This is a genomic window from Paenirhizobium naphthalenivorans (genome assembly GCF_007992095.1).
GTDB classification, from domain to species: domain Bacteria; phylum Pseudomonadota; class Alphaproteobacteria; order Rhizobiales; family Rhizobiaceae; genus Allorhizobium; species Allorhizobium naphthalenivorans.
Genome location: NZ_BJZP01000003.1, coordinates 116,873 through 143,308 on the forward strand (window position 1 = coordinate 116,873; position 26,436 = coordinate 143,308).

Consider the following 26,436-nt stretch of genomic DNA (forward strand, 5'->3'; position numbering starts at 1 on the left):
AGACACAGCCGTGCACCAAGCGCGCTTTGACAAGCCGATCGCACGGTTCGCCTTCATGTTTTGCGGTGCGCGCACCCGAGCCTCGGCGACACATGAAATCATCGGGCAACGTCATGGACACGGCTGGACAAACAAGCGCCAAGCGGCGGCATGCCAATGTGCCGGCTCGCGTAACATACAGGCCAGTCGTACCGGCACGCCTGGTCGACGCGATCTTTGCTGGAGTCAGCCCGGCGGACGCCGGTCCTTCCACGGGCGCGCCTGCTCCAGCTGCCCAGCCAGGCTGAACAGCGTTGCCTCGTCGGCGAAGCGTCCGACGAAATGCATGCCGATCGGCAATCCCTCGGGCGACCAGTTCAGCGGCACCGACATGGCGGGCTGGCCGGTGACGTTGAACACCGGCGTCCACGGGATGAATTCGAAAGTCTGCGCCGCGAGTTGGTTGGCAATGCCGAGCTTCTTCAACAGCCAACCGCCATGGATATGCCCCATGAAACGGATCAACGTCTTCTCGATCGGCTTAGGCTGAAGTGCGCCGATCTTTACCGGCAGGCTGGACAGCACCGGCGTCATCAGCACGTCATGCGTTTCGAAAAATCCGAGGATCGATCGTGCCGAGAGCTTAAGGTAGCGCAGGGCCGCGGCGAGTTCGGCGGCGGAGAAAGCCTGGCCGAGAAGTCCAAGACCAAAGGACGCGGCATCGAAATCCTCCGGCCGCACTCGAATACCGCTCAGTTCGGCGATGAACTCGATGTCGGCACGCAGCTCGGCGGCCAACACAGTTAGAAAGGCGAGCGAGAACCGCTCCCGCTCAACGGAAGGCGCTGCCTCCACCACCTCATGTCCCAGATCTTCAAGCAGGCGCACAGTTTCATCAAAGGCCGCGAGGACCTCCGGCGCGACAACCTTGCCAAGCATGGGGTCGACGGACACGGCGATCCGCAAACGCTTCGGTGCGCGCCCGACGGCCTCGAGCCATGATCCGTAAAATTCCGGCAGCGGATGCGGATTGCCGACATCAGGTCCGTGCGTGGCGTCGAGCATGGCGGCGGAATCGCGAACCGATCGCGTCAACACATGCTCGCCGGCAAAACCTGACCAGGCCTCGCCGATGAACGGACCCACCGGATTGCGCCCGCGCGTCGGCTTCATGCCGAACAGACCGCAGGCCGAGGCCGGAATGCGGATCGAACCGCCGCCGTCGCCACCGGAGGCGAGCGGCACCATGCCCGAAGCCACAGCCGCGGCCGATCCACCGGAGGAGCCGCCAGGCGTGCGCGTCAAATCCCAGGGATTACGGGTCGGACCGAAGGTGTCCGGCTCGGTATAAGGGGTAAGGCCGAATTCCGGCGTATTGGTCTTGCCGACGATAATCAGGCCTGCCCGTTTCCAGCGCTTCACCAGTTCGTTGTCGCCGGATGCCTTTATCTTCGCCCAGAGCCGATTGCCCTGCGACGTGGGAACACCCTCGACCTGCGACAGCAGATCCTTCAGCAGAAAGGGCACGCCGACAAAGGGGCCGTCGCTGACCGGCCCGGCGGCGGCCTGTCGCGCCTGCTCGAACATCGGCAGGATGACCGCGTTCAGGTCCGGATTGAGCCGCTCGATCGACGCAATCGCCGTTTCGACAAGCTCGATCGCGCTGACCTCGCCACGTCGAACCAGGTCCGCCAAGCCCAGTCCATCGTAGTTCAAATAGGAAGAATACATCGCATGCCCCCGTTTTCATGCAGACTAGCAGGCAAGGAGCAGTCGACAATGCAATAAATCAAGTCAAAGCGCGAAACAGCCCAGATATACGTTAACTTAAACACCTGCTTAACCACGAGACAGCTAAGCTTCATCGACTACATCCCCAGACTTGCCGTCAGCATGCTGGAGCGCGAAGCGCAATGGCAATAAACGTCCTCAAGAGGTGTCCATGCTTTTCAAATCGGCCACGAGCCGCAACATATTCTCCACTGTCGCACTCGGTGTCGTGACCACAATCGGCGTTGCAGCGACACTGGTGACGATTTCCTACGACAACGTCCGCACGGCAAGTATCAACGAGATGCGCGCAGCAGCAACTGAGGCTGCCGCGGAGATCGAAGCCAGCCTGGGCGACGGTCATCAGATGGTAGACGGCGTGCGAATGTCGATCGTATCGTTGCGCGAGAGCGGCTCAGCCACCAGAGACAACATCATCGCGCTGATGACCACGACGCTGAAGGGCTACCCTGGTGCGCTCGGCCTGTCCACGGGGTGGGAACCGAATGCCTTCGACGGCAAGGACGCGGACTATGTCGACAAGCCGACGCACGACGCAACGGGCCGGTTTGTGCCCTACGTCTACCGCGCCGGCAGCGAGATCAAGACGGAGGTCATGGTCGACTACGACAAGCCTGGCGCCGGCGACTTTTACCAGTTGCCGGTCAAGACCGGCAAAACCGTACTGATGGAACCCTACGTCTATCCGGTCGACGGCAAGGACGTGCTGATGACCACTCTGTCGATACCGATCCAGGACAACGGCAAAACCGTCGCCTATGTGGGCGCCGACATCGACCTCAACAAAACGGCTGCGGATCTTGCCGCCAAACATCCGCTGGGCAACGGCTATATCGCGCTTCTTTCATCCGCCGACGCCTTCGTCAGCTATCCCGATAAGGCTATGATGGGTAAGTCCCTCAAGGACAGCGGCGTCGACGCCAAGGCTTGGGAGAGCGCGGTGAAATCTCCGGGTGAGGCCCGGACTATTATCCAACCCGACGGCACGGAACATCTGGCCGTCGCCGTACCGATCACACCCTTTGAGGGCACCGTGTGGAACGTTGTCGTCTCCGTTCCGAGCGCCACCGTTTTTGCCGCCCTCAGTCATGTTGTCTGGAACTCCGTTCTGGTCATCGGGCTTGCCACGCTCCTGCTGGTCGTCGCCGGTTGGGTACTCGCTCGCGGCTTCATCGGCCGCATCAACCGCGTGATCGACCAGACCACACAGATCGCCGATGGCAGGCTCGACGTCGAACTGACTGACCGCGAAAGGTCCGACGAACTGGGCGACCTTTCCCGTTCACTGCAAATCCTGTTGGAAAACAACCGCCGCAAGGTTCAGCTTGAAAATGAGGCCGAGGCTCATCGCGCCCAGGAAGAACTCGAGCGAATAGAGCGGTCGAATGGCCATGCTGCGCGGGAGGAAGAAGTCCGCTTCGTCGTCTCCGAACTCGGCAATGGGCTGGCACGTCTCTCCAAAGGCGACATGACGGTTCGTCTCGACAAGCCGTTCAACGGCGCGTTCGACGCGATCCGCTCTAATTTTAACGAGTCGGTCGAGGCGCTGCAGGCCGCCATGCTCTCCTTCAGCGACAACGCAACGACCATCCAGAACGGCTCCAACGAGATCCGCTCCGCCGCCGACGACCTTGCCCACCGCACCGAGCAGCAAGCGGCCTCTGTCGAGGAGACCGCGGCAGCATTGGCCGAAATCACCCGATCGGTCCACGAATCGACCCAGCGAGCCGAAGACGCCGGCGCGCAGGTGAACCGCACAAAGGAAGGCGCAGAGCGCTCAGGCGAAGTGGTCAGCGCCGCTGTCGACGCGATGAGTGCCATCGAACAGTCATCCCAGTCGATTTCCAACATCATCGGCGTGATCGACGAGATCGCCTTCCAGACCAACCTTCTGGCGCTCAACGCCGGTGTCGAGGCAGCACGGGCCGGCGAAGCTGGTAAGGGCTTTGCCGTGGTGGCGCAGGAAGTGCGTGAACTCGCACAACGCTCGGCCAATGCCGCCAAGGAAATCAAGGCGCTCATCACCGCCTCCGGTGAGCAGGTCAAACATGGTGTCTCGCTCGTCGGCCAGACCGGCGAGGCCCTGCGGGCGATCGTGACGGAGGTCCAGCAGATCAACACCAACGTCCAGGCGATCGTGCTGGCCGCACGCGACCAGTCGACGGGCCTCAGCGAGATCAACTCCGCCGTCAACATCATGGACCAGGGCACGCAGAAAAACGCGGCAATGGTCGAGGAAACCAACGCGGCCTCGCATACGCTGGTATCGGAAGTCTCCGCGCTTTCAGCCCGGCTTGCCCAGTTCAATCTCGGTAACAGCCCTGCCGCAAACCTGCGTGCCACGGCGCCCGCCGCCCCGGCACGGGCACCGGCCCCCAAGCCGCTGGCCCCGCGCCCGCCCGTTGCCAGTGCCTCGCGCAACACGGCTCCGGTCCCCTCGCCGGCCCGCGCACTCGGCAATCGCCTGGCCGCAGCCGTCGGTGCCCAGAACAGCGCGGCATCCGCCGATTGGGAAGAGTTCTGAGACGAGACAACATCCGAAAAGACAGATGGCGGGCCACGGCCCGCCATTTTTTTGCGCGGAGCCTATGACACACGCCCGCTCTGGCGGCCGGATGTAAGTTCGACCTTGGCAAGCAGTGACAAAAATCACCGCCGAACCTCCCTCCCCAACTTTCCTGCCGAGCGCTCATTTATGGGGTTGGTTTGCGGCAAAGATTTCCCTATAAGCCGCTTCTAGCCTTAAAAGACCTCGATGCGCGCCCCGGCCGGTGAATTCACCCTGGCCGGCCTTTCGCGCAACTGAAAATTGGAAGACGCCGATGCCCAAGCGCCAAGATATAAAGTCCATCCTCATCATTGGCGCCGGTCCGATCGTCATCGGTCAGGCTTGCGAATTCGACTATTCAGGCACCCAGGCCGTCAAGGCGCTGAAGGAGGAAGGCTACCGGGTTATCCTGGTCAACTCCAACCCGGCGACCATCATGACCGACCCGGGCTTGGCCGACGCCACCTACGTCGAGCCGATCACCCCGGAAGTGGTGGCGAAGATCATCGCCAAGGAACGCCCGGACGCGCTGCTCCCGACCATGGGCGGCCAGACGGCGCTCAACACGGCGCTTTCACTGAAACGCATGGGCGTGCTCGACCGCTACAATGTCGAAATGATCGGCGCCAAGCCCGCCGCCATCGACAAGGCCGAAGATCGCGCGCTGTTCCGCGAAGCCATGGCCAAGATTGGTCTTGAAACGCCAAAGTCGATGCTGGCGAATGCCACCGAGATCAAGGATGCTGACCGCAAGACCCATGAGGCTGCGCGTGCAGAACTGAAGTCCAGGCTCTCCGGCGCTGAACTCGACAAGGCGCTCGACGCGCTGGAGAACCAGTGGAACCTGGGCGAGACCGATCGCAAGCAGCGCTACATGAACCACGCCATGGCAGTCGCCGCCCAGGCGCTTGATGTCGTTGGTCTGCCGGCGATCATTCGCCCCTCCTTCACCATGGGCGGCACAGGCGGCGGCATCGCCTACAATCGCTCGGAATTCTTCGAAATCATCGGATCCGGCCTCGATGCCTCGCCGACCACTGAAGTGCTGATCGAGGAATCCGTGCTCGGCTGGAAAGAGTATGAGATGGAGGTCGTCCGCGACAAGGCGGACAATTGCATCATCATCTGCTCGATCGAGAACATCGATCCGATGGGCGTGCACACAGGCGACTCGATCACGGTGGCGCCCGCGCTGACCCTGACCGACAAGGAATACCAGATGATGCGCAACGCCTCGATCGCGGTGCTGCGTGAGATCGGCGTAGAGACCGGCGGCTCGAACGTACAGTTCGCCGTCAATCCGGCGGACGGCCGCCTCGTCGTCATCGAAATGAACCCGCGCGTGTCGCGCTCCTCGGCGCTCGCCTCCAAGGCCACCGGCTTCCCGATCGCCAAGGTCGCCGCCAAGCTCGCCGTCGGTTACACGCTCGACGAACTGGAAAATGACATCACCGGCGGCGCGACGCCGGCCTCGTTCGAACCGTCGATCGACTATGTCGTCACCAAGATCCCGCGTTTTGCCTTCGAAAAATTCCCCGGCGCAGAGCCGACACTGACCACCGCGATGAAGTCGGTCGGCGAAGTCATGGCGATCGGCCGTACCTTTGCGGAATCGCTGCAGAAGGCGCTGCGCGGCCTGGAGACCGGCCTCACCGGCCTCGACGAAATCGAAATCCCCGGCCTCGGCAGCAATGGCGACGGTGGCGACGACAAGAACGCCATCCGCGCCGCCATCGGCACGCCGACCCCGGATCGCCTGCGCATGGTCGCCCAGGCCTTGCGTCTCGGCATGTCGCCGGAAGAGGTGCACGAGGGCTGCAAGATCGACCCATGGTTCATCGCCCAGTTCAAGGCGATCGTCGACATGGAAGCCCGCGTCCGCGAGCACGGTCTTCCGGACGATGCCGAAAACCTGCGCATGCTGAAAGCCATGGGCTTCTCCGACGCACGTCTGGCCAGCCTCAGTGGCAAGCGCCCAAAGGAAGTGGCCGAAATCCGCAACGCGCTGAACGTGCGGCCAGTCTTCAAGCGCATCGACACCTGCGCGGCCGAATTCGCCTCGCCGACCGCCTATATGTACTCGACCTATGAGACGCCCTTCGTCGGTGCCGCGCGCTCCGAGGCACAGGTTTCCGACCGCAAGAAGGTCGTCATCCTCGGCGGCGGCCCGAACCGCATCGGCCAGGGCATTGAGTTCGACTACTGCTGTTGCCACGCCGCCTTCGCGCTGAAGGATGCCGGCTATGAAGCCATCATGGTCAACTGCAACCCGGAAACGGTCTCGACCGACTACGACACCTCCGATCGCCTCTACTTCGAACCGCTGACGGCCGAAGACGTAATCGAGATCATGCGCGCCGAGCAAGAAAAGGGCACGCTCGTCGGCGTTATCGTGCAGTTCGGTGGTCAGACGCCGCTGAAGCTCGCCGAGGCGCTGGAAAAGAACGGCATCCCGATCCTCGGCACAGCCCCCGACATGATCGACCTTGCCGAAGACCGCGACCGCTTCCAGAAGCTTCTGATGAAGCTCGACCTTACGCAGCCGAACAACGGCATCGCCTATTCGGTCGAGCAGGCCCGCATTGTCGCCTCCGAGATCGGCTTCCCGCTGGTCGTGCGCCCGTCCTACGTTCTGGGCGGTCGTGCCATGCAGATCATTCACAATGAGAGCATGTTGCAGTCTTACCTACTCGACACCGTTCCGGGCCTGGTTCCGGAAGACATCAAGCAGCGTTATCCGAACGACAAGACCGGCCAGATCAACACGCTTCTCGGCAAGAACCCGCTTCTGTTCGACAGCTACCTGACCAACGCCATTGAAGTCGATGTCGACGCGCTGTGCGACGGCGAGAACGTCTTCGTCTCCGGCATCATGGAGCATATCGAGGAGGCCGGCATCCATTCGGGCGATAGCGCCTGCTCGCTGCCGTCGCGATCGCTTAGCCCCGAGTTGCTCGATGAGCTGGAACGCCAGACCAAGGCCATGGCCAAGGCGCTCAATGTCGGCGGCCTGATGAACGTCCAGTACGCCATCAAGGACGGTGTGATCTACGTGCTTGAAGTCAACCCGCGTGCCTCGCGCACGGTGCCCTTCGTCGCAAAGACCATCGGAGCGCCGATCGCCAAGATCGCCGCCCGCATCATGACCGGCGAAAAGCTCGATGCGGCGATCGCCGCCTATGGCAAGAAGCCCGACCCGCGTAACCTGACCCATATCGCCGTCAAGGAGGCCGTCTTCCCCTTCGCCCGCTTCCCCGGCGTCGACACGCTGCTTGGGCCTGAGATGCGCTCGACCGGCGAGGTCATCGGCCTCGACACCGACTTCGCTTTGGCTTTCGCCAAGAGCCAGCTGGGCGCCGGCGTCGAACTGCCGCGCGAAGGCACCGTTTTCGTCTCGGTCCGCGACGAGGACAAGGAACGTGTGATGCCGGCCGTGCGCCTGCTTGCCGAGATTGGCTTCAAGGTCATGGCGACCGGTGGCACCCAGCGCTTCCTCGCCGAAAAGGGCATCGAGGCGATCAAGATCAACAAGGTTCTGGAAGGCCGTCCGCATGTCGAGGACGCTATTCGCAACCGTCAGGTTCAGCTGGTGATCAACACTACCGATGGCAACAAGGCGATTTCGGATTCGAAATCGCTGCGTCGTGCCGCTCTGATGCAGAAGGTGCCCTATTACACGACGATGGCCGGTGCGCTTGCCGCCGCCGAAGCCATCCGCGCCTTGAAAAAGGGCCAGCTTGAGGTCCGTCCGCTGCAGAGCTATTTCGCCTGATCGGACACGCGATCAAAGCTCCGCGGCACAAGACCGCGGGGCTTGTCTTTTGAGCGACAAGGGGCTGCATCAATCGCTTGCGCGGATCGATCCAAACGCTAACCAAGCGGAAATGCCCATTGCAGAGCGCCAAGGAAACACCCGTGGCTGTCACCGATCACGTCGAAATCCTGAGTTCCCGCCTGTTCGGCGTCGCTCCTTCGATGCTGTTCGAAGCCTTTGCCGATCCGGTCAAGCTCGCGCAGTGGTGGGGTCCCGATGGCTTCACCAACGAAATCCATGAGTTCGACCTGCGCCCCGGTGGCCGCTGGGTCATCCTGATGAAGACTGAAGAGGGAGCGGAATTCCTCAACCACTCAACCTTCCAGGAGGTCTTGGCACCTGAGCGAATCGTCTTCCTGCATCACGACCCGATCCACGTGTTCACGCTGGAAATGGATTTTCGGCCGGAGGACGGCGGCACTCGACTCTCATGGCGCATGCTGATGGAACCGAACGAGGAAAACACCAAGTTCAAGGCATTCATCGCCTACGCCAACGAGCAGAACTTCGATCGGCTGGAGCGAGTTTTGGGGTTGACGAACGCCTTAACCGCCTGATCGCGTCCGTCAATCCGCACCCCTCCCCTCAAACGGTGGCGGCGCTGGCGATGGTCGCAACAACCGGCGCATGATCCGAGGCGATGCCGCGCGGCGGCCCGTCGCGGAAATGGTCATCAAAAACCTCGATCTTGCTGACTGTGCCATGGCGCCGCGGATTCTTCGGATTGAGGCCGTTCGACAGGATCACGTAATCAAGAACAGAGCCGTGGCCGAAGCTGCTGTGCGTCACCGGACGGCTATTCTGCTGCGTCGGCACGAGATGCCAAGCGTCGTAGAGCTTGAAGACGTGCTTGAGATAGGCGAACGCCTCCGGGATCGCATCGCCGGCGACGCTGCCCCACGAGAAAACCCGCTCGCCCTGGGTCAGAATGCCGAGCGTATGGGATTCGGGATCCTCGTTCATGTCACCGAGCAGGATGACCGCGGCCTCCGGGTCGACATCGAGCGTGCGTCGGAAAGTGCGGTAGAGTGCGCCCGCCTCGGCCGCTCGCTTGGCCACCTGGTCGACACCGGCCATGGCCCGAAGCGCATAGTAGCGTTTGACTTTTTCCGCCCACTCGCTCACCACGTCGATCTCGTCTGGATCGACGAAGGCGCCCTGCGACTTCAGATGGCAAACATAGATCCTGATCTCGCCAACCCCTGGTGCCGCCACCACAGCCTCAACCGGCACGCGCGAGAAGCTGAAGCCTGCGTCGATGACCGTATCCTCCGGAACGCCGGCAACGCCTGCGAGATCGTTCACCGCCGTGAAGGGTAGACGCGAGGCAATCGCCACGGTGGCATTCACATAGACCGCGGCGTCGTCCGGATCGAAAATAGCGCGCGCCGCATTGTAGAAGTAGGGATAACCCGCCGCCTGGGTAAGCGTCCGCAGCGCCTCGTCGGAGACCACTTCCTGGAAGCCGATCACGTCGGCGTCCATCTTCGCCAGCACGCCGGAGATCCAGGCGAGCTTGGCCGCCCATTGTTCCGGCGTATAGGTCGCGCTCGCCTTGCGCTCGTGCCAGAAGATGCCCGGTTCGGCAAAGTGATAGAGATTGAAGGTGGCGACTTTCAAATCAGGCATGTTCGTCCTCCCTTGCTCGACGAGCTCCTTGCACATATCGACATGCTGGAACATCCACTTAAAATTGTAAACATGACAGGCACGTGATAGTCTCGCGGCCATCGCGCTGATGGGGGTAGACATGGGCAAGAACATCGTTCTCCTGTTCGATGGAACGTCGAACGAGATCGCGGCGGACCGTACCAATGTCCTGCGCCTGTTCGGCACCCTCCGGCGAACAGACAACCAGATCGTCTACTACGACCCCGGCGTCGGCACCTTTGGCGCCGACAACGCCTGGTCGCGCGTTTGGCGCAAGACGGTGGAAGTCTGGGGACTGGCAACCGGCTGGGGTATCGACGCCAATGTCAAACAGGCCTATCGCTTCATCGTCGAGAATTATCAGGCCGCTGCGCGCGATAAGGACGGCAAGAAGATCGGCGAAGACGACCGCATCTATCTCTTCGGCTTCAGCCGCGGTGCCTATACGGCGCGGATCCTTGCCGGCTTCATCCACAGCCTTGGGCTAATCCGGCCACAGCAGCTCAATCTTCTCGACTACGCCTATCGGACCTACAAGGGCATCTCCGATCACAAACCCGCCGCAGACAGTTCAGACGGTGGCGACGACGACGGTGGATCCGCCTTTGCCGACATGCGGATCTACGAGCGTACGCTGAAAGGCTATCGCCCGGCGATCGAACTTCTCGGCCTGTTCGACACCGTCGCCTCGGTGATCGAATCCGGCAAGGTCGGCCTCAAGCTCAAGACGCATGCTTTCACCCACCGCAACCCGAGTGTTCGGGCGGTCCGTCATGCCGTTGCGATCGACGAGCGCCGCACCATGTACAGGGCCGAGGTCTGGACGCCGGACCAGTCCTTCTGGGGCAGCCCCTTCCCGCCGTCGAAAGACCGGCCGGTTGTGCCGCAGGACAGCAAGGAAGTCTGGTTCACCGGCGTCCATGGCGATGTCGGCGGCGGATCACCCGAAAGCGAGAGCGCCCTGATCAAGGTGCCGCTCGCCTGGATGATCGAGGAGACGAAGGCCATGGGCCTCGACTACTCGACACGCACGGTCAACGAGATCGTGCTCGGCAAGAATGCGAAGAAGTCCTACGTCAAACCCGACGCGATGGCGCGCGCGCATGATTCGATGAACCTTGCCTGGCGCGTGGTCGAACTCCTGCCGCGCCGCGTGCCGTCCTCATCCTGGCGCCACGGCGGCAAGAGCGGCGGCATCTACCTGCCGCTCTCCGACCCACGTTACATCCCGCCGGGTGCCCTGATCCATCAGTCAGTGGTCGACCGACTGCACGGCACGCCGGCCGATGGCCCCTATCGCCCAACCAATCTGCCGGAAAGCTACCGGATAGAGCCGTGGGGATCCCTCGCCGGAACTTCGGCCGCCCTCTCCGCCAACGGCGAAAATTAAATCTCTGGAAATTGCGCGATCCAATCTGCTATAGTTTGCACATCGTTGATTTGAACTGGTTCCGTGGCTTCGCTTCGGGACCTGTTTTCTTTTATGTCCAGCGTCATGCGGGCATGAAATGCGAAGGAAAATGACATGGTTGAAAAGGTACCTATGACGCAGTCCGGCTTTGCGAAGCTGAACGAGGAGCTGCGTTGGCGCCAGCAGGAAGAACGGCCGCGCATCATCGAGGCGATCGCCGAAGCGCGCGCCCATGGCGACCTTTCCGAAAACGCCGAGTATCACGCGGCCAAGGAAGCCCAGAGCCATAACGAAGGCCGTATCGGCGAGCTGGAAGACCTGATCGCCCGTGCCGAAGTCATCGACCTTTCGAAAATGTCGGGCTCCACGATCAAGTTCGGTGCGACCGTCAAGCTGGTCGACGAAGACACAGAGGAACACAAGACCTATCAGATCGTCGGCGACCAGGAAGCCGATGTGAAGGCTGGTCGCATCTCGATCTCCTCGCCGATCGCCCGCGCCCTGATCGGCAAGGAAGTCGGCGACAATATCGAAGTCGTCGCCCCCGGCGGTTCCAAGGCCTACGAGATCCTCTCGATCCACTGGGGCTGATTTCCGCCCGAAAGGCTAGCCTTTGCGTCCCCTCGACGACATCACCGTGATCGCGCCGCATTTCAAGCGGCGCCTTTCCGGCGTGACCTCGACCGTCGTGCAGCTCATACCCGAGCAACGCCGGATCGGGCGCGGTATCGTCACGCTCGGCCCCGGCCTGCCGGATGACCTGCCGAAGATGGCCTGGAACCAATTGCCGGCCCTCTGGCGCAGACCGAAATCAGCCAAGAACCGCGTCTGGCACGCCCGCCGTAACAACGAGATGCTGCTCGGGATCATCCTGCGCGACGTTCTGCGCATGCCGCTGAAACTGCTGTTCACCTCTGCAGCCCAGCGACATCACACCGGCTATACCCGCTGGCTGATCTCGAAGATGGATGCCGTGGTGGCGACGAGCGCCCGCTCCGGTTCCTTCCTCAAGGTACCGCACGAGGTGATCCGCCACGGCGTCGACATTAACCGCTTCCGTCCGGGAGACGGCACAACCGACACGGTTGAGGCCACCGGCCTGCCGGGACAATACCTCGTCGGCTGCTTCGGGAGGGTGCGCCACCAAAAGGGCACGGATCTTTTTGTGCGCGCCATGATCGAACTCCTGCCGCGCTATCCAGAGTGGACAGCGGTCGTCAGCGGCCGCGTCACGGGGGAAAACCAGGGCTTCGCCGACCAGCTCCAGGCCGACATCGCAGCCGCCGGACTTGCATCGCGCATCGTCTTCCTCGGCGAGGTGGACGACATCAAGCCTTGGTACCGGCGGCTCACACTCTACATCGCCCCCTCGCGCAACGAGGGCTTTGGCCTCACCCCGCTCGAAGCCATGGCCTCCGCGACCGCCTCCGTCGCCAGCGATGCCGGCGCCTATGCCGAACTGATCGCCGAAGGTGAAACGGGCAAGGTCGTTCCAGCTAACGACTTTGAGCGCCTCCGCGATGCGATCGCCGTCTATCTCGCCGATCCGGCCGAAGCCATCAAGGCGGGCCAACGTGGGCGGGCCCATGTGGTCGAGAATTTCGCGCTGGAGCGGGAGGCCCGCGCGCTTGAGATGGTCTATAACCAGCTTCTCGACGCGGACTGACAGGCAAGGCGATGGGCGACAAGGATTTCATCATTTGCCGGACCAGCCACCTACGAGGCTTCATCTCACGCTTTGGGGATCGTGTGGCCGCCCTACCCTCAGACCTGAAGAGCACGACCATGGGCGTTGCGGGCAGCCAGGGGGTGGCGGGCCTCCTGCGTGCCATCTTCGTCAATGATGACCCAGTGCTCGATGCGCTGACCGAGCGCAACCTGAAACGCCGGCAGATCCGCTTTCGCGCCGTGTTTTCGAACCCACTGGTCGCCTGGGCCTATCGCAAAGCGACACAGGTCCAGTGCCGGCTGACCGCTCGCGCCTTCGAGACATGGCTTGAGCAGAACCCGCGGGCCAGCGTCGTGGTCTTCAACGGCTACCTCATGCCGGATTCCATCCTTGCGGCGATTGCGGCCAAACATAAGCGTTCAATGGTCTTCCTGGAAAAGGGCTTCTTTCCCGGCACCCTGCAATGCGACCCGGCTGGCATCAACTACCAGAGCTCGCTGCCACGCGATCCGGCGTTCTACCGCGCTTTAGATCCAGCCGATCTCGGCGACAAACCGACCGCGCTGGTCAAGCGCCAGTCCAAGCTCAAGGACGAAGGCCCCACGTCTTTACCCGCCCGCTACGTCTTTGTCCCCTTCCAGGTGCCGAGTGATATGCAGATCCTGGCACTGTCACCCTGGATTCGCGACATGCGGCATCTCTACGAGGAGATATTCAAGCTGGCCGAGGCGGAGAGGCAAAGCCATTTCGTCATCAAGGAACACCCGAGCTTTCCACTGTCTGTCCGAGGCGAAGTCACCCCCCATCCGCGCATCCACTTCGCCAACCATCATGATACTCAGACCCTGATCGAAGGCGCCGATGCCGTGATCACGGTCAATTCCACCGTGGGTCTTGAATCGGTGCTACTGGAAAAAAAGGTCATCACACTAGGCCTCGCCCCCTATGACATCGAAGGGCTGGCGCTGAAGGCAGGCGATGCTGCGGCATTGCTCGCGGTATTCCGCTCGCTCGTCCGGTGGCAGCCAGATCCGGAGCTGCGCGAACGGGTCATCCGCTACATACAGAACATTTTCCTGCTGCAAGGCGAGCTGAGAAATCCCGACCAGCAGCTTCCTGACATGATCGCTACCCGCCTTGCCGGCACTGATCGACACCGTCAGGCGTTGACGGCCTTTGCCAAAGCGAAGCGCGAATCATAGGGGAAACCAGCGCCGATCAGCGCGGAGACCGGCGAGAAATTCCGGATTTCAATATTGCGCTCGGCGCAGAGCTGACGCGCAAGCAAGAAATGCGCGACAATGCGTCCCGCCGCACCGGCAATGCCCGATCCTGCCGTATCGCCCACCTTCTCGTAGAAGCGCGGATCGCCCGCATTCGAGATATCGATACCAAACAGGCCGATGCTGCGTGGCTGGCAAAAGACGGCAAATTGCAGCGCCGACACGGCAACCGAGCCGCCCTGAAAAACACCACGCGCCGGGTCACGGGAAAAACCTGCTCCCCCATCATCGAGCACGGCGAAGTCCAGTGCCCTTATTTCCTCATCGGAGCGCCGCCTGGTCCGATAGGGCTTACGGAGATCGTCGATCAAGATCACCCTTTTATTGGCAAGCCAGCCCCGATCGTTTTCGCAGATCGCCCGGATGACACCGACCGATAACAAGCAGATGGCTCCGGAAACGATCTTTTCCCGCATCAGCGCGAAATGTCGCCAGACGAAGCGCTCATCCTCAATGGCGATCGCCAACGGTTCGGCGATCCGGCTCCCGATCAGGTTGATCGCGCCGTTGAGAAGGATCGCTTCTCCAGGTCCGACCTTGGAAAAGTCGACTCCGGCGATAGATGGCCCGGAACCGACGATATGAACCGTGCCACGCGCGGCGCGGCGCAGCAGGTCCGCATGGTAGAGCCGGCCAACCGGCTCTCCCCTGAAACGGATCGTCCCCTCCCCCTCCAGGGCCTCCGGCAACCGCAAGTCCAGCCCCGGAATCCAGTTCTGCGCATGCGCCCAGGCCTTACCAAAGAAAACGGTCGTAGCGAGTTTGACGATCGAACGCTTGAATGGCCGCTCAGATTTCAGTTTCAACGCCGCTCTCTCCATTCCTGGGACTTGTCCCAAAGCCCCGCAACCGTGCCGCCGGCAAGAGACTTGATTGTACCGCGCCTCTGCGCCTAAATGCTGGCCAATTCAAGCATGGCCCGGCCGGAGGCAGCCGTTCCGGCATACGCGAAAGATCAATCCCTTGCCAATCAAAGCCGTCATTTTGAACGACACCCGCGGCGACAACCACTTCGGCTGTTTCCGGGTCATGCGGCTCATCGAGGAAAACCTCGCAAACCGGGGCATTCACGTACTGGCCCGTAGCGGCGTGCGCAACGACTGGGAAAACGACCGGCCGTTCCTCAGTGCAATGGCCAAGAGCGACATCATCGTCATCAACGGCGAAGGGACACTCCATCACGGCGCCAAGGCAGGAGCCCGCCTTCTGCGCGTCACCGATCATCCGGCCCGCAGCGGCAAACCGGTCGCGCTGATCAATGCGATATACCAGGAAAACCCATCGGAATGGTCCCGCTATCTCCAAAAGATGACCATCATCTCTACGCGCGATTCCTGGAGCGCCGAAGAGGCCAGCCGCCATGCCGCCCGGCCCGTTGGCTTTGTCCCGGATCTTTCCCTTTCCGGCGGCTTCACTGAAGCCCCCCCCAATGTGACGCGCGATCTGCTGCTACTCGGTGACTCCGTTTCGCGCGACATCTCACGCCAGCTCCTCGCCCTTGCCGATTCACGTGCAGACGCCCGCCTGCTTCCGATCCTGAAGACGATCAAGGCAAGCAAGCCGCACTTTTCGGCGCCAACCAGGCTATTGCGGGAGGGTTATATCCGGCTTCATGCCAGGGCTTTCGGCTGGAGGCACGGCAATGTCCTGTTCAACAAGGACGAAGCCGGATTCATCAACACCCTCCAGCACGGTTACCTTCATGTAACCGGTCGCTTCCACGCAGTCTGCTTCTGCCTCTTCACAAAGACGCCGTTCCTTGCGATCGAGTCCAATTCCTGGAAGATCGAGGCGCTGATGAACGATCTCGGTCTCGGTACGAGACGACTGGTCCGGATCGAGGAGCTGCCCGGCCAACTCACGATGCCTGACGTGCTCGCCTTTTCCACAGAGGAGATGCGGGCGATCGAGAACGGAATCGCTATGTGCCAAACACGCGCGGCCAAGCTCTTCGACGACATCGCCGATGCGGCGCAGCGCACATAGAATTCCCGTTTAGGAATCCATTCCAGATCGCCGATGCGAGAAGCGAGCATCCGAGCCCACGAGGCGCAAGACGAAGTCTTCCTCGGTATCGTAGTCGTGCGGGGTCGTTTCTTTGGTCTGCCCTCCCGAGAAGGAACCGCTTTGATAGAAATCGAAACCGTAGAGATCCATCGATTTGCATGGCGAACGGCTGAGCAAGTCAATCATCATTAGTCCGCTTGTCGGCCGAGGGTTGCCGACCTGGGCACATAGGGCCTGATGGCGCTCGCGCGGATAAAGGAAAAAGGATGGTGATCGCAGGATCCAGCGCGGCAAGGCATGGCGCGGGGGCGACATCCAGAAGATATAGCTCGCTCCTCGCTCGATCATCAGCGACGGGTCCACCTCGAAGCTCGTTGCAATCACGTCCGTGCGGCTACCGTGGGAGACCGTGGACGGGATTGGTGAGAATTTGAAGCGAATGATCAGATCGTGGTCATCAATCTCCGCTCCGAAGGCTGAGTCGGCAAGCGATCTGGCGTTCCCCACAACAGCAACCCGCTTTTGCCGAACCAAATCGAAAACATCCTGTTCGGTCAGTGGTGAGCTGTATTGCAAGCCGAGGAACCGACGCCAAGCACCAATGAAGCGAAGGCGCTTCTTTTCATACTTCTTCTTCAAGATCGACCAAATAGACAGTGTCTTACCCCTGATTCTAGAGCGTTTTTCCGCTCTCGTCAGCGAAGGGCCGACGCATCGGTAACCATAGCGTAGACCAAACGCGCCAGCAACATTCCCTTGGTTCGCAAATAGCGCCGAAAATAGGGGATATCGTGCAGGTCGCGCCGGTCCATTTCCTCCTGTTCACGGTCCGTCATTTCATGAAATTCGTAGGCGCCTCGCCTGAGTGGAAGCAGTGACCTCTTGCGTCTTCCGGACCGATAGGTCTTCGGAAATGGCACATGCATTACGACCGGAGAGAATGGAAAAAGCCGGACATATCCTAGTTGGGCAAGATCCTTCTTGTTTGCCGATTCGCTCTCCCGGAAAACCCAGCCGAGTCCCTTCAGCGTCGACAGGCGAAGAATGCCAACATCAGCATATGAGCGACGGTTGTCACCGTCCGGAAACCGATAGGCTCTGACCTTTTCAAGGATCTCGTAGGGGTACCCTTTTCGCAAAAAGCGAGGATCAACCTGTAGAACCTTATCATCCGACGCGAAAAGCTGACCGTACTGTTTCTGCATGGGCTCATCGAACGGCCTGACGAACTGCATGTCGTCCTGGATAAGGAATATGAATTCATATCCTTCATCCTGTGCATAGCCACACATCCTCTGGATATTCCTGTAGAGGTTGCCATGACGTCGACCTTCCTTATCCTCCGTCGATGCCACGCACAGCTTCAGCCGCGGACGGTATTTTTCGATAATCGCCCGCGTGACGGGATCCTCACTCTGGTCGTCGATCACTGCGACGTCGAATCCCGGACACATCTTGAAGGTCGACTGGATGCAACGCTCCAAGGCTGTCCCCATATTGTAGGAGAAAATGCACAGCAGCACGTTTTTCGATGTCAGCATTGCAACGGATGTCCTTGAATCAAATCTCCACCAGGCCGACCTTCTTGACCTGGCGGATCGTCAGCATGGTGCGCACAGTGTGGACGTGTTCGTTCGCCGTCAAAACCTCGATGACGAAATCCTGAAACTTCGTCAGGTTCTCGGCCACGCAATGCAGCAGGAAATCGCTGTCGCCGGAGACCATCCAGGCCTGACGGACCATCGCCCAGCCGTCGGTCGCGGCGGCGAAGGCCTTGAGATTACTCTCTGACTGATGCTTGAGGCCGATCATGCAGAAGGCAACCAGATCAAGACCGAGCTTCGGCGCGTTCAACATGGCATGATAGCCCTCGATAATCCCCGCCTCTTCCAGCTTGCGCACCCGCCGAAGACAGGGTGGCGCCGAGATCCCGACCCGCTCCGAGAGCTCGACATTCGTCATTCTCCCGTCACATTGCAGTTCACGCAGGATTTTCAGATCAATAGCGTCCAGCTCGGCTCTCAACACGGATCGGCCTTTCATGGGATGGTCATCTGTTATCTAGCTGAACTGCACGAATAGGCAAGAATCTGTCGGAATTGAGCACAAAAATTACCGCGCAACGGAATGCCTTGTTGGTATTGCAATGCTGACCTTGAATAAATGCATGGACCAATCATAAATGAGCCTACAAGGAAGCGGCGCGCGAGCTTATATCGCCTTTCCCTCCGCCGCTTTGAAAGGAATTGCCATGACCTCCCGCCATACCAAGGTGCTGATCATCGGTTCTGGCCCTGCCGGATATACCGCAGCGATCTATGCCGCCCGCGCCATGCTGAAGCCGGTCCTGATCGCCGGCATGGAACAGGGCGGCCAATTGATGATCACCACGGATGTTGAAAACTACCCGGGCTTCGCCGATCCGATTCAGGGCCCCTGGCTCATGGAGCAGATGCTCCACCAGGCAACCCATGTCGGCGCCGAGATCGTCAACGACCTGGTCACCGAGGTCGACCTGTCGCACCGCCCCTTCACCGCCCGGACCGATTCCGGCACCGTCTGGACCGCCGATACGCTGATCGTCGCCACCGGCGCCAAGGCCAAATGGCTCGGCATCGAGAGCGAACAGCATTTCCAGGGCTTTGGCGTTTCCGCCTGCGCCACTTGCGATGGCTTCTTTTATCGCAACAAGGATGTCATCGTCGTCGGTGGCGGAAATTCGGCCGTCGAAGAGGCGCTGTATCTCTCACATATCACCAAGTCGGTCACCGTCGTGCACCGCCGTGATTCGTTCCGCTCGGAGAAGATCCTGCAGGAGCGGTTGTTCGCCAAGGACAACATCCGCGTGATGTGGAACACCGAAGTGGCCGAGATCACCGGTACGCCGGCCAAGCCACCGATGCCGCCGTCAGTCTCGGGCGTCAAGCTGCGCGACACCCAGAACGGCGCGATCACCGAAATGCCGATCGACGGCGTCTTCGTCGCCATCGGCCATGCGCCGGCCGTCGAGCTGTTCAAGGGCAAGCTGAAGCTCAAGCCCAACGGCTATCTCTGGACGGTACCCGACTCGACCGCCACCGACGTCGACGGTGTATTCGCCGCTGGCGACGTAACGGATGATATCTACCGCCAGGCCATTACTGCCGCCGGAATGGGTTGCATGGCGGCCCTTGAGGCCGAGCGCTTCCTGTCGGCCGCCCCGGTCCGCGCCAAAGCGGCGGAGTAAGAACATGAGAGGGGGCGGCATGCCGTTGGATTGGGACAAGTTGCGCATTTTTCATGCGGCCGCCGAAGCTGGGTCTTTCACCCATGCGGCCGACAAGCTGCACCTTTCCCAGTCGGCCATCAGCCGCCAGGTCAGCGCGCTGGAACAGGATATCGGCGTCAAGCTGTTCCACCGCCACGCGCGCGGCCTTATCCTGACCGAACAAGGCGAATTGCTCTACCGCACCGCCCATGACGTTCTGCTAAAGCTCGAAACGGTCAAGATGCAATTGACCGAGACGACCGAAAAGCCGAGCGGGAAGCTGCGCGTCACGACGACCGTCGGCCTCGGCCAGGGTTGGCTCACCGACAAGGTGCAAGAGTTCTTGCAACTATATCCGGACATGTCGATCCAGTTGATTCTCGACAACGAGGAACTCGACGTCAACATGCGCCATGCCGACTGCGCCATCCGGCTTCGCCAGCCGCAGCAGTCGGACCTCATCCAGCGCAAACTGTTCACCGTGCACATGCATGTCTATGCGGCTCCCTCCTATATCAACCGCTACGGCGAGCCGCAGTCGATCGAGGAACTGGACAACCACCGCATCATTACATTCGGCGAACCCGCCCCCGGTTATCTGCTTGACGTCAACTGGCTGGAGGTCGCCGGCCGCACCTCAGACAATCCGCGTCAACCGCATCTGCAGATCAACAGCCTGACCTCGATCAAGCGCGCTGCCCTGCTCGGAATCGGCATCGCCATGCTGCCGGACTACATCGTTGGCCGCGATCCGGGATTGCTACAACTTGTGACCAGCGCCGACGTGCCGTCGTTCGACACCTATTTCTGCTATCCGGACGAAATGAAAAACGCGGCGAAGCTCAAGGCCTTTCGCGATTTCATTGTCACCAAAGCCCGCAATTGGAACTTTTAGGCCACACATAGCAAAGCGAAAGCCAAGACCTGCGACTACCGCATGCCTGACATGCATAAAAAAGCATTGTTCACTGCACAAAAAACCATCATATCGCACACAGCTGATGCACATGGTGGCTTTTTCCTCCCAGTTCCACCGCAGCAGCTGTTCCCCTCTGGAGGTTTATTGACCTTCACACTTCAAGGGCCCTGGAGAAATCCGGTGGCCCTTTTTTTTTGAGCGTGCGGACAGCTCGGACAACAGGCGCAAGATCGGCTGAATGTTCGCATCCAAAAGTGTATCAAAATTGGACACCTTTTGATGTTTTTTCACGTAGGCGTGAGTTGACCTTGGCAATTCCTACCATATGTCAGACGGCACAAAGCCAGACGGACCCATTGCTGATGAATATCGACGAAACGCTCAAAGCGCTCGCGCACCCCGCTCGGATCGAAATCCTGACCTGGCTCAAGGACCCGGAGCGCCATTTTGCCGCCCAACAGCAACCATTGGCTCTGGGCGTGAGCGCTGGCCAGTTCGAGCGCTGCGGCCTATCGCAATCGACGGTGTCCGCCCATCTCGCAACCCTGCAACGTGCCGGCCTGATCTCCTCCACCCGCGTCGGCCAGTGGGTTCTCTACCGCCGCAACGAAGATGTCATCGGCGCCTTCCTCCGTGCCTTGAACGCCGTGCTGTGAAGCCCCAGATGGTATTGGCTGGCGTAGCCGTCGCATTCGCCAGCCAATCTGGAGATATTCATGACCAGTCTTTTTGATCCGATCAAACTCGGACACGTAGAACTTTCAAACCGCATCGCCATGGCGCCGCTGACCCGAAACCGTTCCCCTGGCGCCGTTCCCAATGACCTCAACGTCACCTACTATGAGCAGCGCGCGTCTGCCGGCCTCTTGATCTCGGAAGGCACACCGATCAGCCAGCAAGGCCAGGGATATGCGCAGGTTCCGGGCCTTTACCTGCCTGAATCGATCGAGGGCTGGAAGCGCGTGACGGCCGCCGTACACGGGGCCGGCGGGCGGATTGCCGCCCAACTCTGGCACGTCGGCCGGATTTCACACAACTCGCTTCAACCGAATGGGGACCAGCCAGTCGCACCTTCGGCGATCCGGGCGAAGTCCAAGACCTTCATTATCAACGATGATGGAACCGGCGGCTTCGTCGACACTTCTGAGCCGCGGGCGCTTGCTCTCGACGAAATCCCCTCCATTCTCGAAGACTACCGTCGCGCCGCCCGCGCGGCGATCGACGCCGGCTTCGATGCCGTCGAGATCCATGGCGCCAATGGCTACCTTATCGACCAGTTCCTGCGGTCTAGCTCCAACTCCCGCAGCGACGCCTATGGCGGATCGATCGAGAACCGGACGCGTTTTGCCATCGAGGCTGTCGATACGATCGTCAAGGAAATCGGCGCCGAGCGCACCGGCATCCGCATTTCTCCGGTCACACCGGCCAATGACGTCTCCGACCCGGATCCGCAACCGCTATTCAACCTTCTGGTGGAAAAGCTGGCGGTTTATGATCTCGCCTTCATCCACGTGATCGAAGGCGCGACCGGCGGTGACCGCGACAACCTGCCGTTCGACTGGGCGGCGATGAAGGCTGCCTACCGGGCCAAGGGTGGCAAGGCGGTGTGGATGGTCAACAACGGCTATGACCGCGCTACGGCAATGGATGCTGTCGCTTCGGGCCGGGCCGACATGGTCTCTTTCGGGCGGCTGTTCATTGCCAATCCCGATCTGGTTGCACGTTTGAAGGCCGATGCGCCGCTCAATGCACCGAATCGAGCCACCTTCTATGGCGGCGGCGCCGAAGGTTATACCGACTATCCGAAACTCGCCTGAGCCGGCGCGAACGCACGTCACAAAGACGAAAGCCCCGCTGGCGACAGCGGGGCTTTCTCGTTTGGCGGATCGGAGATCAGACGAGACCGCAATGCGCAGGTCCAATCATGGCCATCCTTTCGAACTCGCTTGTCAGGACGCGCTTTCGTGCATTGCGGCGCGGCGCGCCAGGCGCCCGCTGTCCGCATGCGGGTCTATAGTGGCCTCCAGGCATCCCAGGCTTGCGAGCGTTGCCCGCATGGCCTCATCGATTGGCGTATGCGGTTCCGCGCCAAGGAAGCTCACGAGCCGCCGATTGGTCATCCTCAGCGGCAAATTCCACAGATAGCGCATCTCCAGAAGCTCGCGGAAAATCGGCACAAAGGGCGAGGCAAGGCTCGCCAGCCACCAGGGGAAGGCCTTGGTCTTCAGGTCCGGCTTGCCGCTCACCCGCCGGATGACCTCGGCCATCTGCCTGCCATCAGGATCATAAAAGCCATCCATGTGAAAGCGCGCAAACCGTGGAATGCGATCAGGCTGCTCGATCAGTTGGACCATGGTCTCGGCCACGTCCGGCAGGTAAGCCCATTGGTGGCCGACGCCCCTTATACCTGGATTGGTAATGGAGGAGAGAGGCTTGCCGGGCTTGACGATCCCTTGCGCGAACCAGGTATTGCCGGCGCCAGGGCCGAAGAAATCGCCTGCCCTGACGATCAGAACCGGCACCCCCTCGCCACTGGCTGCCTCCAGGCGCTCTTCCAATTGGACACGGATTTTACCCTTGCGCGTCACCGGGTTCTGCGGGCTGCTCTCTTCGAGGACAGGAAAGGCATCCGGGCCGAAATTGTAGACGGTGCCGGGCATGACGATCCGCGCGCCGGATGCCTTGGCGGCCGCAATGGTGTTGTCGATCATCGGCAGCACCAGTTCGCCCCAGTTCCGGTAACCGGGCGGGTTGACCGCATGGGCGATCAGTTCGACGCCTTCTGCTGCGGCGACCACGTCGGCACGGTTCATCGCGTCGCCCTGTACCCAATCGTATTGCGGCACTTTGCCCTGCATCTCGGCGGCACTTCGGTGGAGGGCACGAACCTCATAGCCGCGCTCCACCAGCTTGGCCGCCAGCGCACCGCCTATTCCGCCGGTCGCGCCGAGCACCAATGCTATTGGCCGCTGCCTGCTATCGTCTGTCTGTGTCATGATCATCTCTTCCGGGGTTTTGATGGTCGGATGATCGTCCAGACTGCCACTATACGGAATTGCCAGAATTTCTTTGGCTGCTATACATATTTTGATGAAGCGCGATCTGAACTGGGATTACTATCGGAGCTTTCTCGCAGTGATCAGCGAGGGTTCTCTGTCTGGAGCGGCCCGCGCACTCGGCCTCACCCAGCCAACCGTCGGCCGGCATATCGATGCGCTTGAGGCGGCGAGCGGCGAACCTCTGTTCCTGCGCACGCCAAAGGGGCTCCTGCCGACGCAGACCGCCCTCCAGATGCTGCCACACGCCGAAACGATGGCCGCCACCGTCGCAGCGCTCAACCGCGCAGCCTCGGGGAATTCCGATCGCGTTTCGGGAACCGTGCGCATCAGCGCCAGCGAAGTGATCGCCATAGAGGTCCTGCCGCCTATTCTGGCAAGACTTCAAGACCAGTATCCCGAGCTCACGATCGAGCTCTCGCCGTCGGATGAGGTTGAGGACCTTCTGAATCAGGCGGCAGACATCGCCATTCGCATGCTCGAGCCCAACCAGGATGCTTTGATCTCGCAGCGAATTGGAGGGATTCCCCTCGGCTTCTATGCCCACCGGGATTATCTGGAAAGACATGGAACACCGGAAAGCCTGGCGGACCTTTCCCGACATCGCCTCATCGGCTTTGACCGTCCCCTCGCCTATGTGCGCAGCTTTCTCGCAGCCAAGCCCGATCTTGCCGAAACCCGCTTCGCCTTCCGCTCGGACAGCAACCTTACGCAATTTGCCGCGATCCGGGCCGCAGGCGGAATCGGCATATGTCAGGAGGGCCTGGCGCGGCGGTTTCCCGATCTCGTCTCCATTCTGCCCGGCGTGCTGGCACTGTCTCTCGACACATACGTGGTGATGCACGAAAACCTGAAAACCGCACCGCGCTGCCGTGTCACCTTCAATGCACTGGTGGCCGGCCTGCGCGATTACATTTCTCGATGAGGATCAAGCCTATGACCGAACTTTCTCGCGCCGAGCGCAACAACTCTGCCGGCACCGGTGATGGCCCGACCGGCGGGTTTGCCGCCCTCGTGCCAGAACTTGACGTGACAGACCTGGCGGCAAGCCTCGCCTTCTGGTGCGACTGCCTCGGCTTTCGGGTCGCTTACGACCGACCGCAGGCGAAGTTCGCCTATCTGGAACGACAGGGCGCGCAGATCATGCTCTGCGAGATCAACGGGAACTGGAAAACGGGAAAGCTGGAACGCCCCTTTGGCCGCGGCGTCAATTTCCAGATCGAAACCGACAACCTGGAATCGATCCTCGATGCGCTGCGGGCGGCCTCTTGGCCGCTTTTCGAGGACGTGAGCGAAAACTGGTATCGTACTGGCGCGACTCGCGAAACCGGCAGCAGGGAATTCCTCGTTCAGGATCCTGATGGATATCTCATCCGCTTTTCCCAGTCGCTGGGCGGACGGCCAACAGCTTAGTCCGGGCGCTCCCCTGGCTGATAGAGATCAACGATCTCCACTTCCGGCCGGTCGCCGCCATCGCTGTATTCGTAGTGCCACTTGCCCTTCTCGTCCTGATAGCTGATCTTGACTGGCTCGTCGCCGACCTGCTGCTCCAGCATCACGATCCGTGCAGCCTCCAGAGCCTGCTCATGGCTGGCAAAACTCTCGGAGAAGACGTCGTCGAGCTTGTAGGCCCACCCCCCGTCATGGGGAACGATTTCGTAGGCAACCTTGGTCATGATGTCCTCCTTTCGCAACCATGGTAACAGTATCGCATCAAGCACTGCAAACCGCAAACCGATGGATCTAGGATCCCTTTCCCGACCTCATCCATTTCGAGCGGAATATTGTCTCTGACACTGATTGAAAAGGCGCCGGACCGTCCATGCTGAAACAGGAGAAAACCCTTCTCTTTCCAATCGTTCTCGCCGTTCTCGGATTCACTTTCGAACACGAGATCCTCGCCCTGGGAACCGCCGTCTCGCTCGCGGCAGCGGCCATGCTGATCGGCGCCATCGTCGTCGCCTCGCTGCGGGTGGCACACCATGCCGAAGTGCTCGCCGTCAAGGTCGGCGACCCTTACGGCACGATGATCCTCACACTCTCGGCCGTGGCCGTCGAAGTGCTGATCCTCGCCATCATGATGAACAACGACGGTTCCCCCACGCTCGTGCGCGACACGATCTATTCGGCGGTGATGCTCGACATCAATGGCATCCTCGGCCTTGCCGCGCTGCTCGGCGGCCTGAAGCACGGCGAACAACCCTATAACGACGATTCCGGCAAGACCTATGGCGTGATGATCCTGACGGCCATGGGCATTTCGATGGTCGTTCCGGAGTTCGTTCCCTCCGACAAATGGCGGTATTTCTCCGTCTTCACCATATTTGCCATGGTCGCGCTCTACGGCCTCTTCCTGCGCATGCAGGTTGGATCGCACAGCTATTTCTTCAGCTACAGCTACTCCCACGGCAAGATAAATGGCGCGGATGAACATAGCACCGCGGAAACGGATGAACCGACCACCCGTTCGATCGGCGTGATCCTGTTCGGCGTGGTGCTGATCGGCGTGCTGGCCGAATTCATGTCGGCCTTCATGGCCACAGGTCTCAGGGAGATCGGCGCCCCGATCGCCCTCACCGCCATTCTCGTCGCCGGCATTTCCGCCGGTCCAGAGATCCTGACGGCGCTGAGAGCCGCGCTTTCCGACCGCATGCAGGCGACGGTCAACATCGCCATGGGCGCTTCGCTATCCACCGTCATTCTGACCGTGCCGGTGATGGAGGCGATCGCTCTCTACACCGGCCAGCCCTTCGTCATGGCCATGACGCCGGTGCAGACAGTGATGGTGGCGATCACCCTCGTTGCAGCAGCGATCAACCTCAACGACGGCGAGACCAACGCGATCGAGGGCATGACCCATTTCATCCTCTTCGCCACCTTCATCATGCTGTCCTTTCTCGGCCTCTGACGGTACGGCGCGACAAGGGACCTCGCACTTTTCCCGGAACCTTCGGCACCCTTCCCGCTTTGCTATGACACGATCCTCAGTTCCAGACACGATCCCCAGCTTGGTAAAGGTTCGCCCCATTCTCACCACGTTGACGGAGAAGAACACGGATCGC

The 26,436-nt window shown here is 60.8% G+C and carries 23 protein-coding genes; 15 read left to right on the forward strand and 8 right to left on the reverse strand.

The annotated features are described in order from the left end of the window. Positions 1-225: 225 nt before the first annotated feature. Positions 226-1,710: an amidase gene (locus RNA01_RS04040; RefSeq protein WP_147178680.1), complete on the reverse strand. Its 1,485-nt coding sequence runs from the start codon at positions 1,708-1,710 to the stop codon at positions 226-228. 211 nt (positions 1,711-1,921) lie between these two features. Here RNA01_RS04040 and RNA01_RS04045 point away from each other — a divergent pair, with 211 nt between their 5' ends. The 3 genes from RNA01_RS04045 (at position 1,922) to RNA01_RS04055 (ending at position 8,689) form a co-directional block, all read left to right on the forward strand. Beyond that, positions 1,922-4,294: a methyl-accepting chemotaxis protein gene (locus tag RNA01_RS04045; RefSeq protein ID WP_147178681.1), complete on the forward strand. Its 2,373-nt coding sequence runs from the start codon at positions 1,922-1,924 to the stop codon at positions 4,292-4,294. Between the two features lie 298 nt (positions 4,295-4,592). Next, on the forward strand, positions 4,593-8,090 hold the full coding sequence (carB, locus tag RNA01_RS04050) for a carbamoyl-phosphate synthase large subunit (protein ID WP_147178682.1): 3,498 nt from the start codon (positions 4,593-4,595) through the stop codon (positions 8,088-8,090). A 143-nt stretch (positions 8,091-8,233) separates the two neighbouring features. Continuing rightward, positions 8,234-8,689: an SRPBCC domain-containing protein gene (locus tag RNA01_RS04055; RefSeq protein WP_235916411.1), complete on the forward strand. Its 456-nt coding sequence runs from the start codon at positions 8,234-8,236 to the stop codon at positions 8,687-8,689. A 28-nt stretch (positions 8,690-8,717) separates the two neighbouring features. Here the strand turns inward: RNA01_RS04055 and RNA01_RS04060 are convergent, their stop codons facing one another. Next, positions 8,718-9,761: an endonuclease/exonuclease/phosphatase family protein gene (locus tag RNA01_RS04060; RefSeq protein WP_147178683.1), complete on the reverse strand. Its 1,044-nt coding sequence runs from the start codon at positions 9,759-9,761 to the stop codon at positions 8,718-8,720. A 121-nt stretch (positions 9,762-9,882) separates the two neighbouring features. On the opposite strand from RNA01_RS04060, the gene RNA01_RS04065 reads away from it, so the two are divergent. The 4 genes from RNA01_RS04065 to RNA01_RS04080 all read left to right on the forward strand — a co-directional run bounded on the left by RNA01_RS04065 (position 9,883) and on the right by RNA01_RS04080 (position 14,064). Continuing rightward, positions 9,883-11,172, forward strand: a complete 1,290-nt coding sequence (locus tag RNA01_RS04065) for a T6SS phospholipase effector Tle1-like catalytic domain-containing protein (RefSeq protein WP_147178684.1) — start codon at positions 9,883-9,885, stop codon at positions 11,170-11,172. A 135-nt stretch (positions 11,173-11,307) separates the two neighbouring features. After that, the gene (gene greA / locus RNA01_RS04070) at positions 11,308-11,784 is read left to right on the forward strand and encodes a transcription elongation factor GreA (RefSeq protein ID WP_147178685.1); all 477 of its coding nucleotides are present in this window, start codon (positions 11,308-11,310) and stop codon (positions 11,782-11,784) included. A 22-nt stretch (positions 11,785-11,806) separates the two neighbouring features. Beyond that, positions 11,807-12,859 (forward strand): glycosyltransferase family 4 protein, encoded by a 1,053-nt coding sequence (locus RNA01_RS04075; protein WP_147178686.1) that lies wholly within the window; start codon positions 11,807-11,809, stop codon positions 12,857-12,859. An 11-nt stretch (positions 12,860-12,870) separates the two neighbouring features. Beyond that, positions 12,871-14,064, forward strand: a complete 1,194-nt coding sequence (locus tag RNA01_RS04080) for a capsular polysaccharide export protein, LipB/KpsS family (protein ID WP_147178687.1) — start codon at positions 12,871-12,873, stop codon at positions 14,062-14,064. Here the strand turns inward: RNA01_RS04080 and RNA01_RS04085 are convergent. Beyond that, positions 14,022-14,945: a glycosyl transferase gene (locus tag RNA01_RS04085; protein ID WP_147178864.1), complete on the reverse strand. Its 924-nt coding sequence runs from the start codon at positions 14,943-14,945 to the stop codon at positions 14,022-14,024. The genes RNA01_RS04080 and RNA01_RS04085 overlap by 43 nt on opposite strands. 163 nt (positions 14,946-15,108) lie before the next feature. Here RNA01_RS04085 and RNA01_RS04090 point away from each other — a divergent pair, with 163 nt between their 5' ends. After that, positions 15,109-16,131 carry a polysaccharide pyruvyl transferase family protein gene (locus RNA01_RS04090; RefSeq protein WP_147178688.1) on the forward strand — a complete coding sequence of 341 codons (1,023 nt, stop codon included), beginning with the start codon at positions 15,109-15,111 and terminating at the stop codon, positions 16,129-16,131. Between the two features lie 9 nt (positions 16,132-16,140). Here the strand turns inward: RNA01_RS04090 and RNA01_RS04095 are convergent, their stop codons facing one another. Genes RNA01_RS04095 through RNA01_RS04105 form a run of 3 tightly spaced genes read right to left on the reverse strand, consistent with a single transcriptional unit; the run spans position 16,141 to position 18,180 of the window. Beyond that, positions 16,141-16,791, reverse strand: a complete 651-nt coding sequence (locus RNA01_RS04095) for a glycosyltransferase family 29 protein (protein WP_170253350.1) — start codon at positions 16,789-16,791, stop codon at positions 16,141-16,143. A gap of 56 nt (positions 16,792-16,847) precedes the next feature. Continuing rightward, positions 16,848-17,693 (reverse strand): glycosyltransferase, encoded by an 846-nt coding sequence (locus tag RNA01_RS04100; protein ID WP_147178690.1) that lies wholly within the window; start codon positions 17,691-17,693, stop codon positions 16,848-16,850. 19 nt (positions 17,694-17,712) lie between these two features. Beyond that, positions 17,713-18,180, reverse strand: a complete 468-nt coding sequence (locus RNA01_RS04105) for an Lrp/AsnC family transcriptional regulator (protein WP_147178865.1) — start codon at positions 18,178-18,180, stop codon at positions 17,713-17,715. A gap of 223 nt (positions 18,181-18,403) precedes the next feature. Here RNA01_RS04105 and trxB point away from each other — a divergent pair, with 223 nt between their 5' ends. The 4 genes from trxB (at position 18,404) to RNA01_RS04130 (ending at position 22,135) form a co-directional block, all read left to right on the forward strand. After that, positions 18,404-19,378, forward strand: coding sequence for a thioredoxin-disulfide reductase (trxB, locus tag RNA01_RS04110; protein ID WP_147178691.1), 975 nt, complete (start codon positions 18,404-18,406; stop codon positions 19,376-19,378). 19 nt (positions 19,379-19,397) lie between these two features. Then, positions 19,398-20,294 (forward strand): LysR family transcriptional regulator VtlR, encoded by an 897-nt coding sequence (locus RNA01_RS04115; protein WP_147178692.1) that lies wholly within the window; start codon positions 19,398-19,400, stop codon positions 20,292-20,294. 386 nt (positions 20,295-20,680) lie between these two features. Beyond that, positions 20,681-20,974 (forward strand): ArsR/SmtB family transcription factor, encoded by a 294-nt coding sequence (locus RNA01_RS04125; protein WP_147178694.1) that lies wholly within the window; start codon positions 20,681-20,683, stop codon positions 20,972-20,974. Between the two features lie 60 nt (positions 20,975-21,034). Continuing rightward, positions 21,035-22,135 (forward strand): alkene reductase, encoded by a 1,101-nt coding sequence (locus RNA01_RS04130; RefSeq protein WP_147178695.1) that lies wholly within the window; start codon positions 21,035-21,037, stop codon positions 22,133-22,135. Between the two features lie 132 nt (positions 22,136-22,267). Here RNA01_RS04130 and RNA01_RS04135 read toward each other — a convergent pair whose 3' ends face one another. Then, positions 22,268-23,320 carry an NAD-dependent epimerase/dehydratase family protein gene (locus RNA01_RS04135; protein ID WP_147178696.1) on the reverse strand — a complete coding sequence of 351 codons (1,053 nt, stop codon included), beginning with the start codon at positions 23,318-23,320 and terminating at the stop codon, positions 22,268-22,270. Between the two features lie 88 nt (positions 23,321-23,408). Between RNA01_RS04135 and RNA01_RS04140 the strand changes: the two genes are divergently transcribed. After that, positions 23,409-24,299, forward strand: coding sequence for a LysR family transcriptional regulator (locus RNA01_RS04140; protein WP_147178697.1), 891 nt, complete (start codon positions 23,409-23,411; stop codon positions 24,297-24,299). A gap of 11 nt (positions 24,300-24,310) precedes the next feature. After that, positions 24,311-24,787 carry a bleomycin resistance protein gene (locus tag RNA01_RS04145; RefSeq protein WP_147178698.1) on the forward strand — a complete coding sequence of 159 codons (477 nt, stop codon included), beginning with the start codon at positions 24,311-24,313 and terminating at the stop codon, positions 24,785-24,787. Here the strand turns inward: RNA01_RS04145 and RNA01_RS04150 are convergent. After that, entirely contained in the window at positions 24,784-25,050 is a 267-nt protein-coding gene (locus RNA01_RS04150; protein ID WP_147178699.1) for a DUF2188 domain-containing protein, read from the reverse strand. The two genes, RNA01_RS04145 and RNA01_RS04150, sit on opposite strands and share 4 nt — an antisense overlap. Before the next feature lie 146 nt (positions 25,051-25,196). Between RNA01_RS04150 and RNA01_RS04155 the strand changes: the two genes are divergently transcribed. After that, complete coding sequence (locus tag RNA01_RS04155; protein WP_147178700.1) at positions 25,197-26,282, forward strand: calcium:cation antiporter; 1,086 nt, start codon at positions 25,197-25,199, stop codon at positions 26,280-26,282. Positions 26,283-26,436 lie beyond the last annotated feature (154 nt).

Bases quoted from the DNA above. Each gene is read 5' to 3' on its own strand.
- RNA01_RS04040 (WP_147178680.1), bottom strand. From the start codon at position 1,710: ATGTATTCTTCCTATTTGAACTACGATGGACTGGGCTTGGCGGACCTG.
- RNA01_RS04045 (WP_147178681.1), top strand. From the start codon at position 1,922: ATGCTTTTCAAATCGGCCACGAGCCGCAACATATTCTCCACTGTCGCA.
- carB (WP_147178682.1), top strand. From the start codon at position 4,593: ATGCCCAAGCGCCAAGATATAAAGTCCATCCTCATCATTGGCGCCGGT.
- RNA01_RS04060 (WP_147178683.1), bottom strand. From the start codon at position 9,761: ATGCCTGATTTGAAAGTCGCCACCTTCAATCTCTATCACTTTGCCGAA.
- RNA01_RS04065 (WP_147178684.1), top strand. From the start codon at position 9,883: ATGGGCAAGAACATCGTTCTCCTGTTCGATGGAACGTCGAACGAGATC.
- greA (WP_147178685.1), top strand. From the start codon at position 11,308: ATGGTTGAAAAGGTACCTATGACGCAGTCCGGCTTTGCGAAGCTGAAC.
- RNA01_RS04080 (WP_147178687.1), top strand. From the start codon at position 12,871: ATGGGCGACAAGGATTTCATCATTTGCCGGACCAGCCACCTACGAGGC.
- RNA01_RS04100 (WP_147178690.1), bottom strand. From the start codon at position 17,693: ATGCTGACATCGAAAAACGTGCTGCTGTGCATTTTCTCCTACAATATG.
- trxB (WP_147178691.1), top strand. From the start codon at position 18,404: ATGACCTCCCGCCATACCAAGGTGCTGATCATCGGTTCTGGCCCTGCC.
- RNA01_RS04115 (WP_147178692.1), top strand. From the start codon at position 19,398: ATGCCGTTGGATTGGGACAAGTTGCGCATTTTTCATGCGGCCGCCGAA.
- RNA01_RS04125 (WP_147178694.1), top strand. From the start codon at position 20,681: ATGAATATCGACGAAACGCTCAAAGCGCTCGCGCACCCCGCTCGGATC.
- RNA01_RS04130 (WP_147178695.1), top strand. From the start codon at position 21,035: ATGACCAGTCTTTTTGATCCGATCAAACTCGGACACGTAGAACTTTCA.
- RNA01_RS04135 (WP_147178696.1), bottom strand. From the start codon at position 23,320: ATGATCATGACACAGACAGACGATAGCAGGCAGCGGCCAATAGCATTG.
- RNA01_RS04140 (WP_147178697.1), top strand. From the start codon at position 23,409: ATGAAGCGCGATCTGAACTGGGATTACTATCGGAGCTTTCTCGCAGTG.
- RNA01_RS04145 (WP_147178698.1), top strand. From the start codon at position 24,311: ATGACCGAACTTTCTCGCGCCGAGCGCAACAACTCTGCCGGCACCGGT.
- RNA01_RS04150 (WP_147178699.1), bottom strand. From the start codon at position 25,050: ATGACCAAGGTTGCCTACGAAATCGTTCCCCATGACGGGGGGTGGGCC.
- RNA01_RS04155 (WP_147178700.1), top strand. From the start codon at position 25,197: ATGCTGAAACAGGAGAAAACCCTTCTCTTTCCAATCGTTCTCGCCGTT.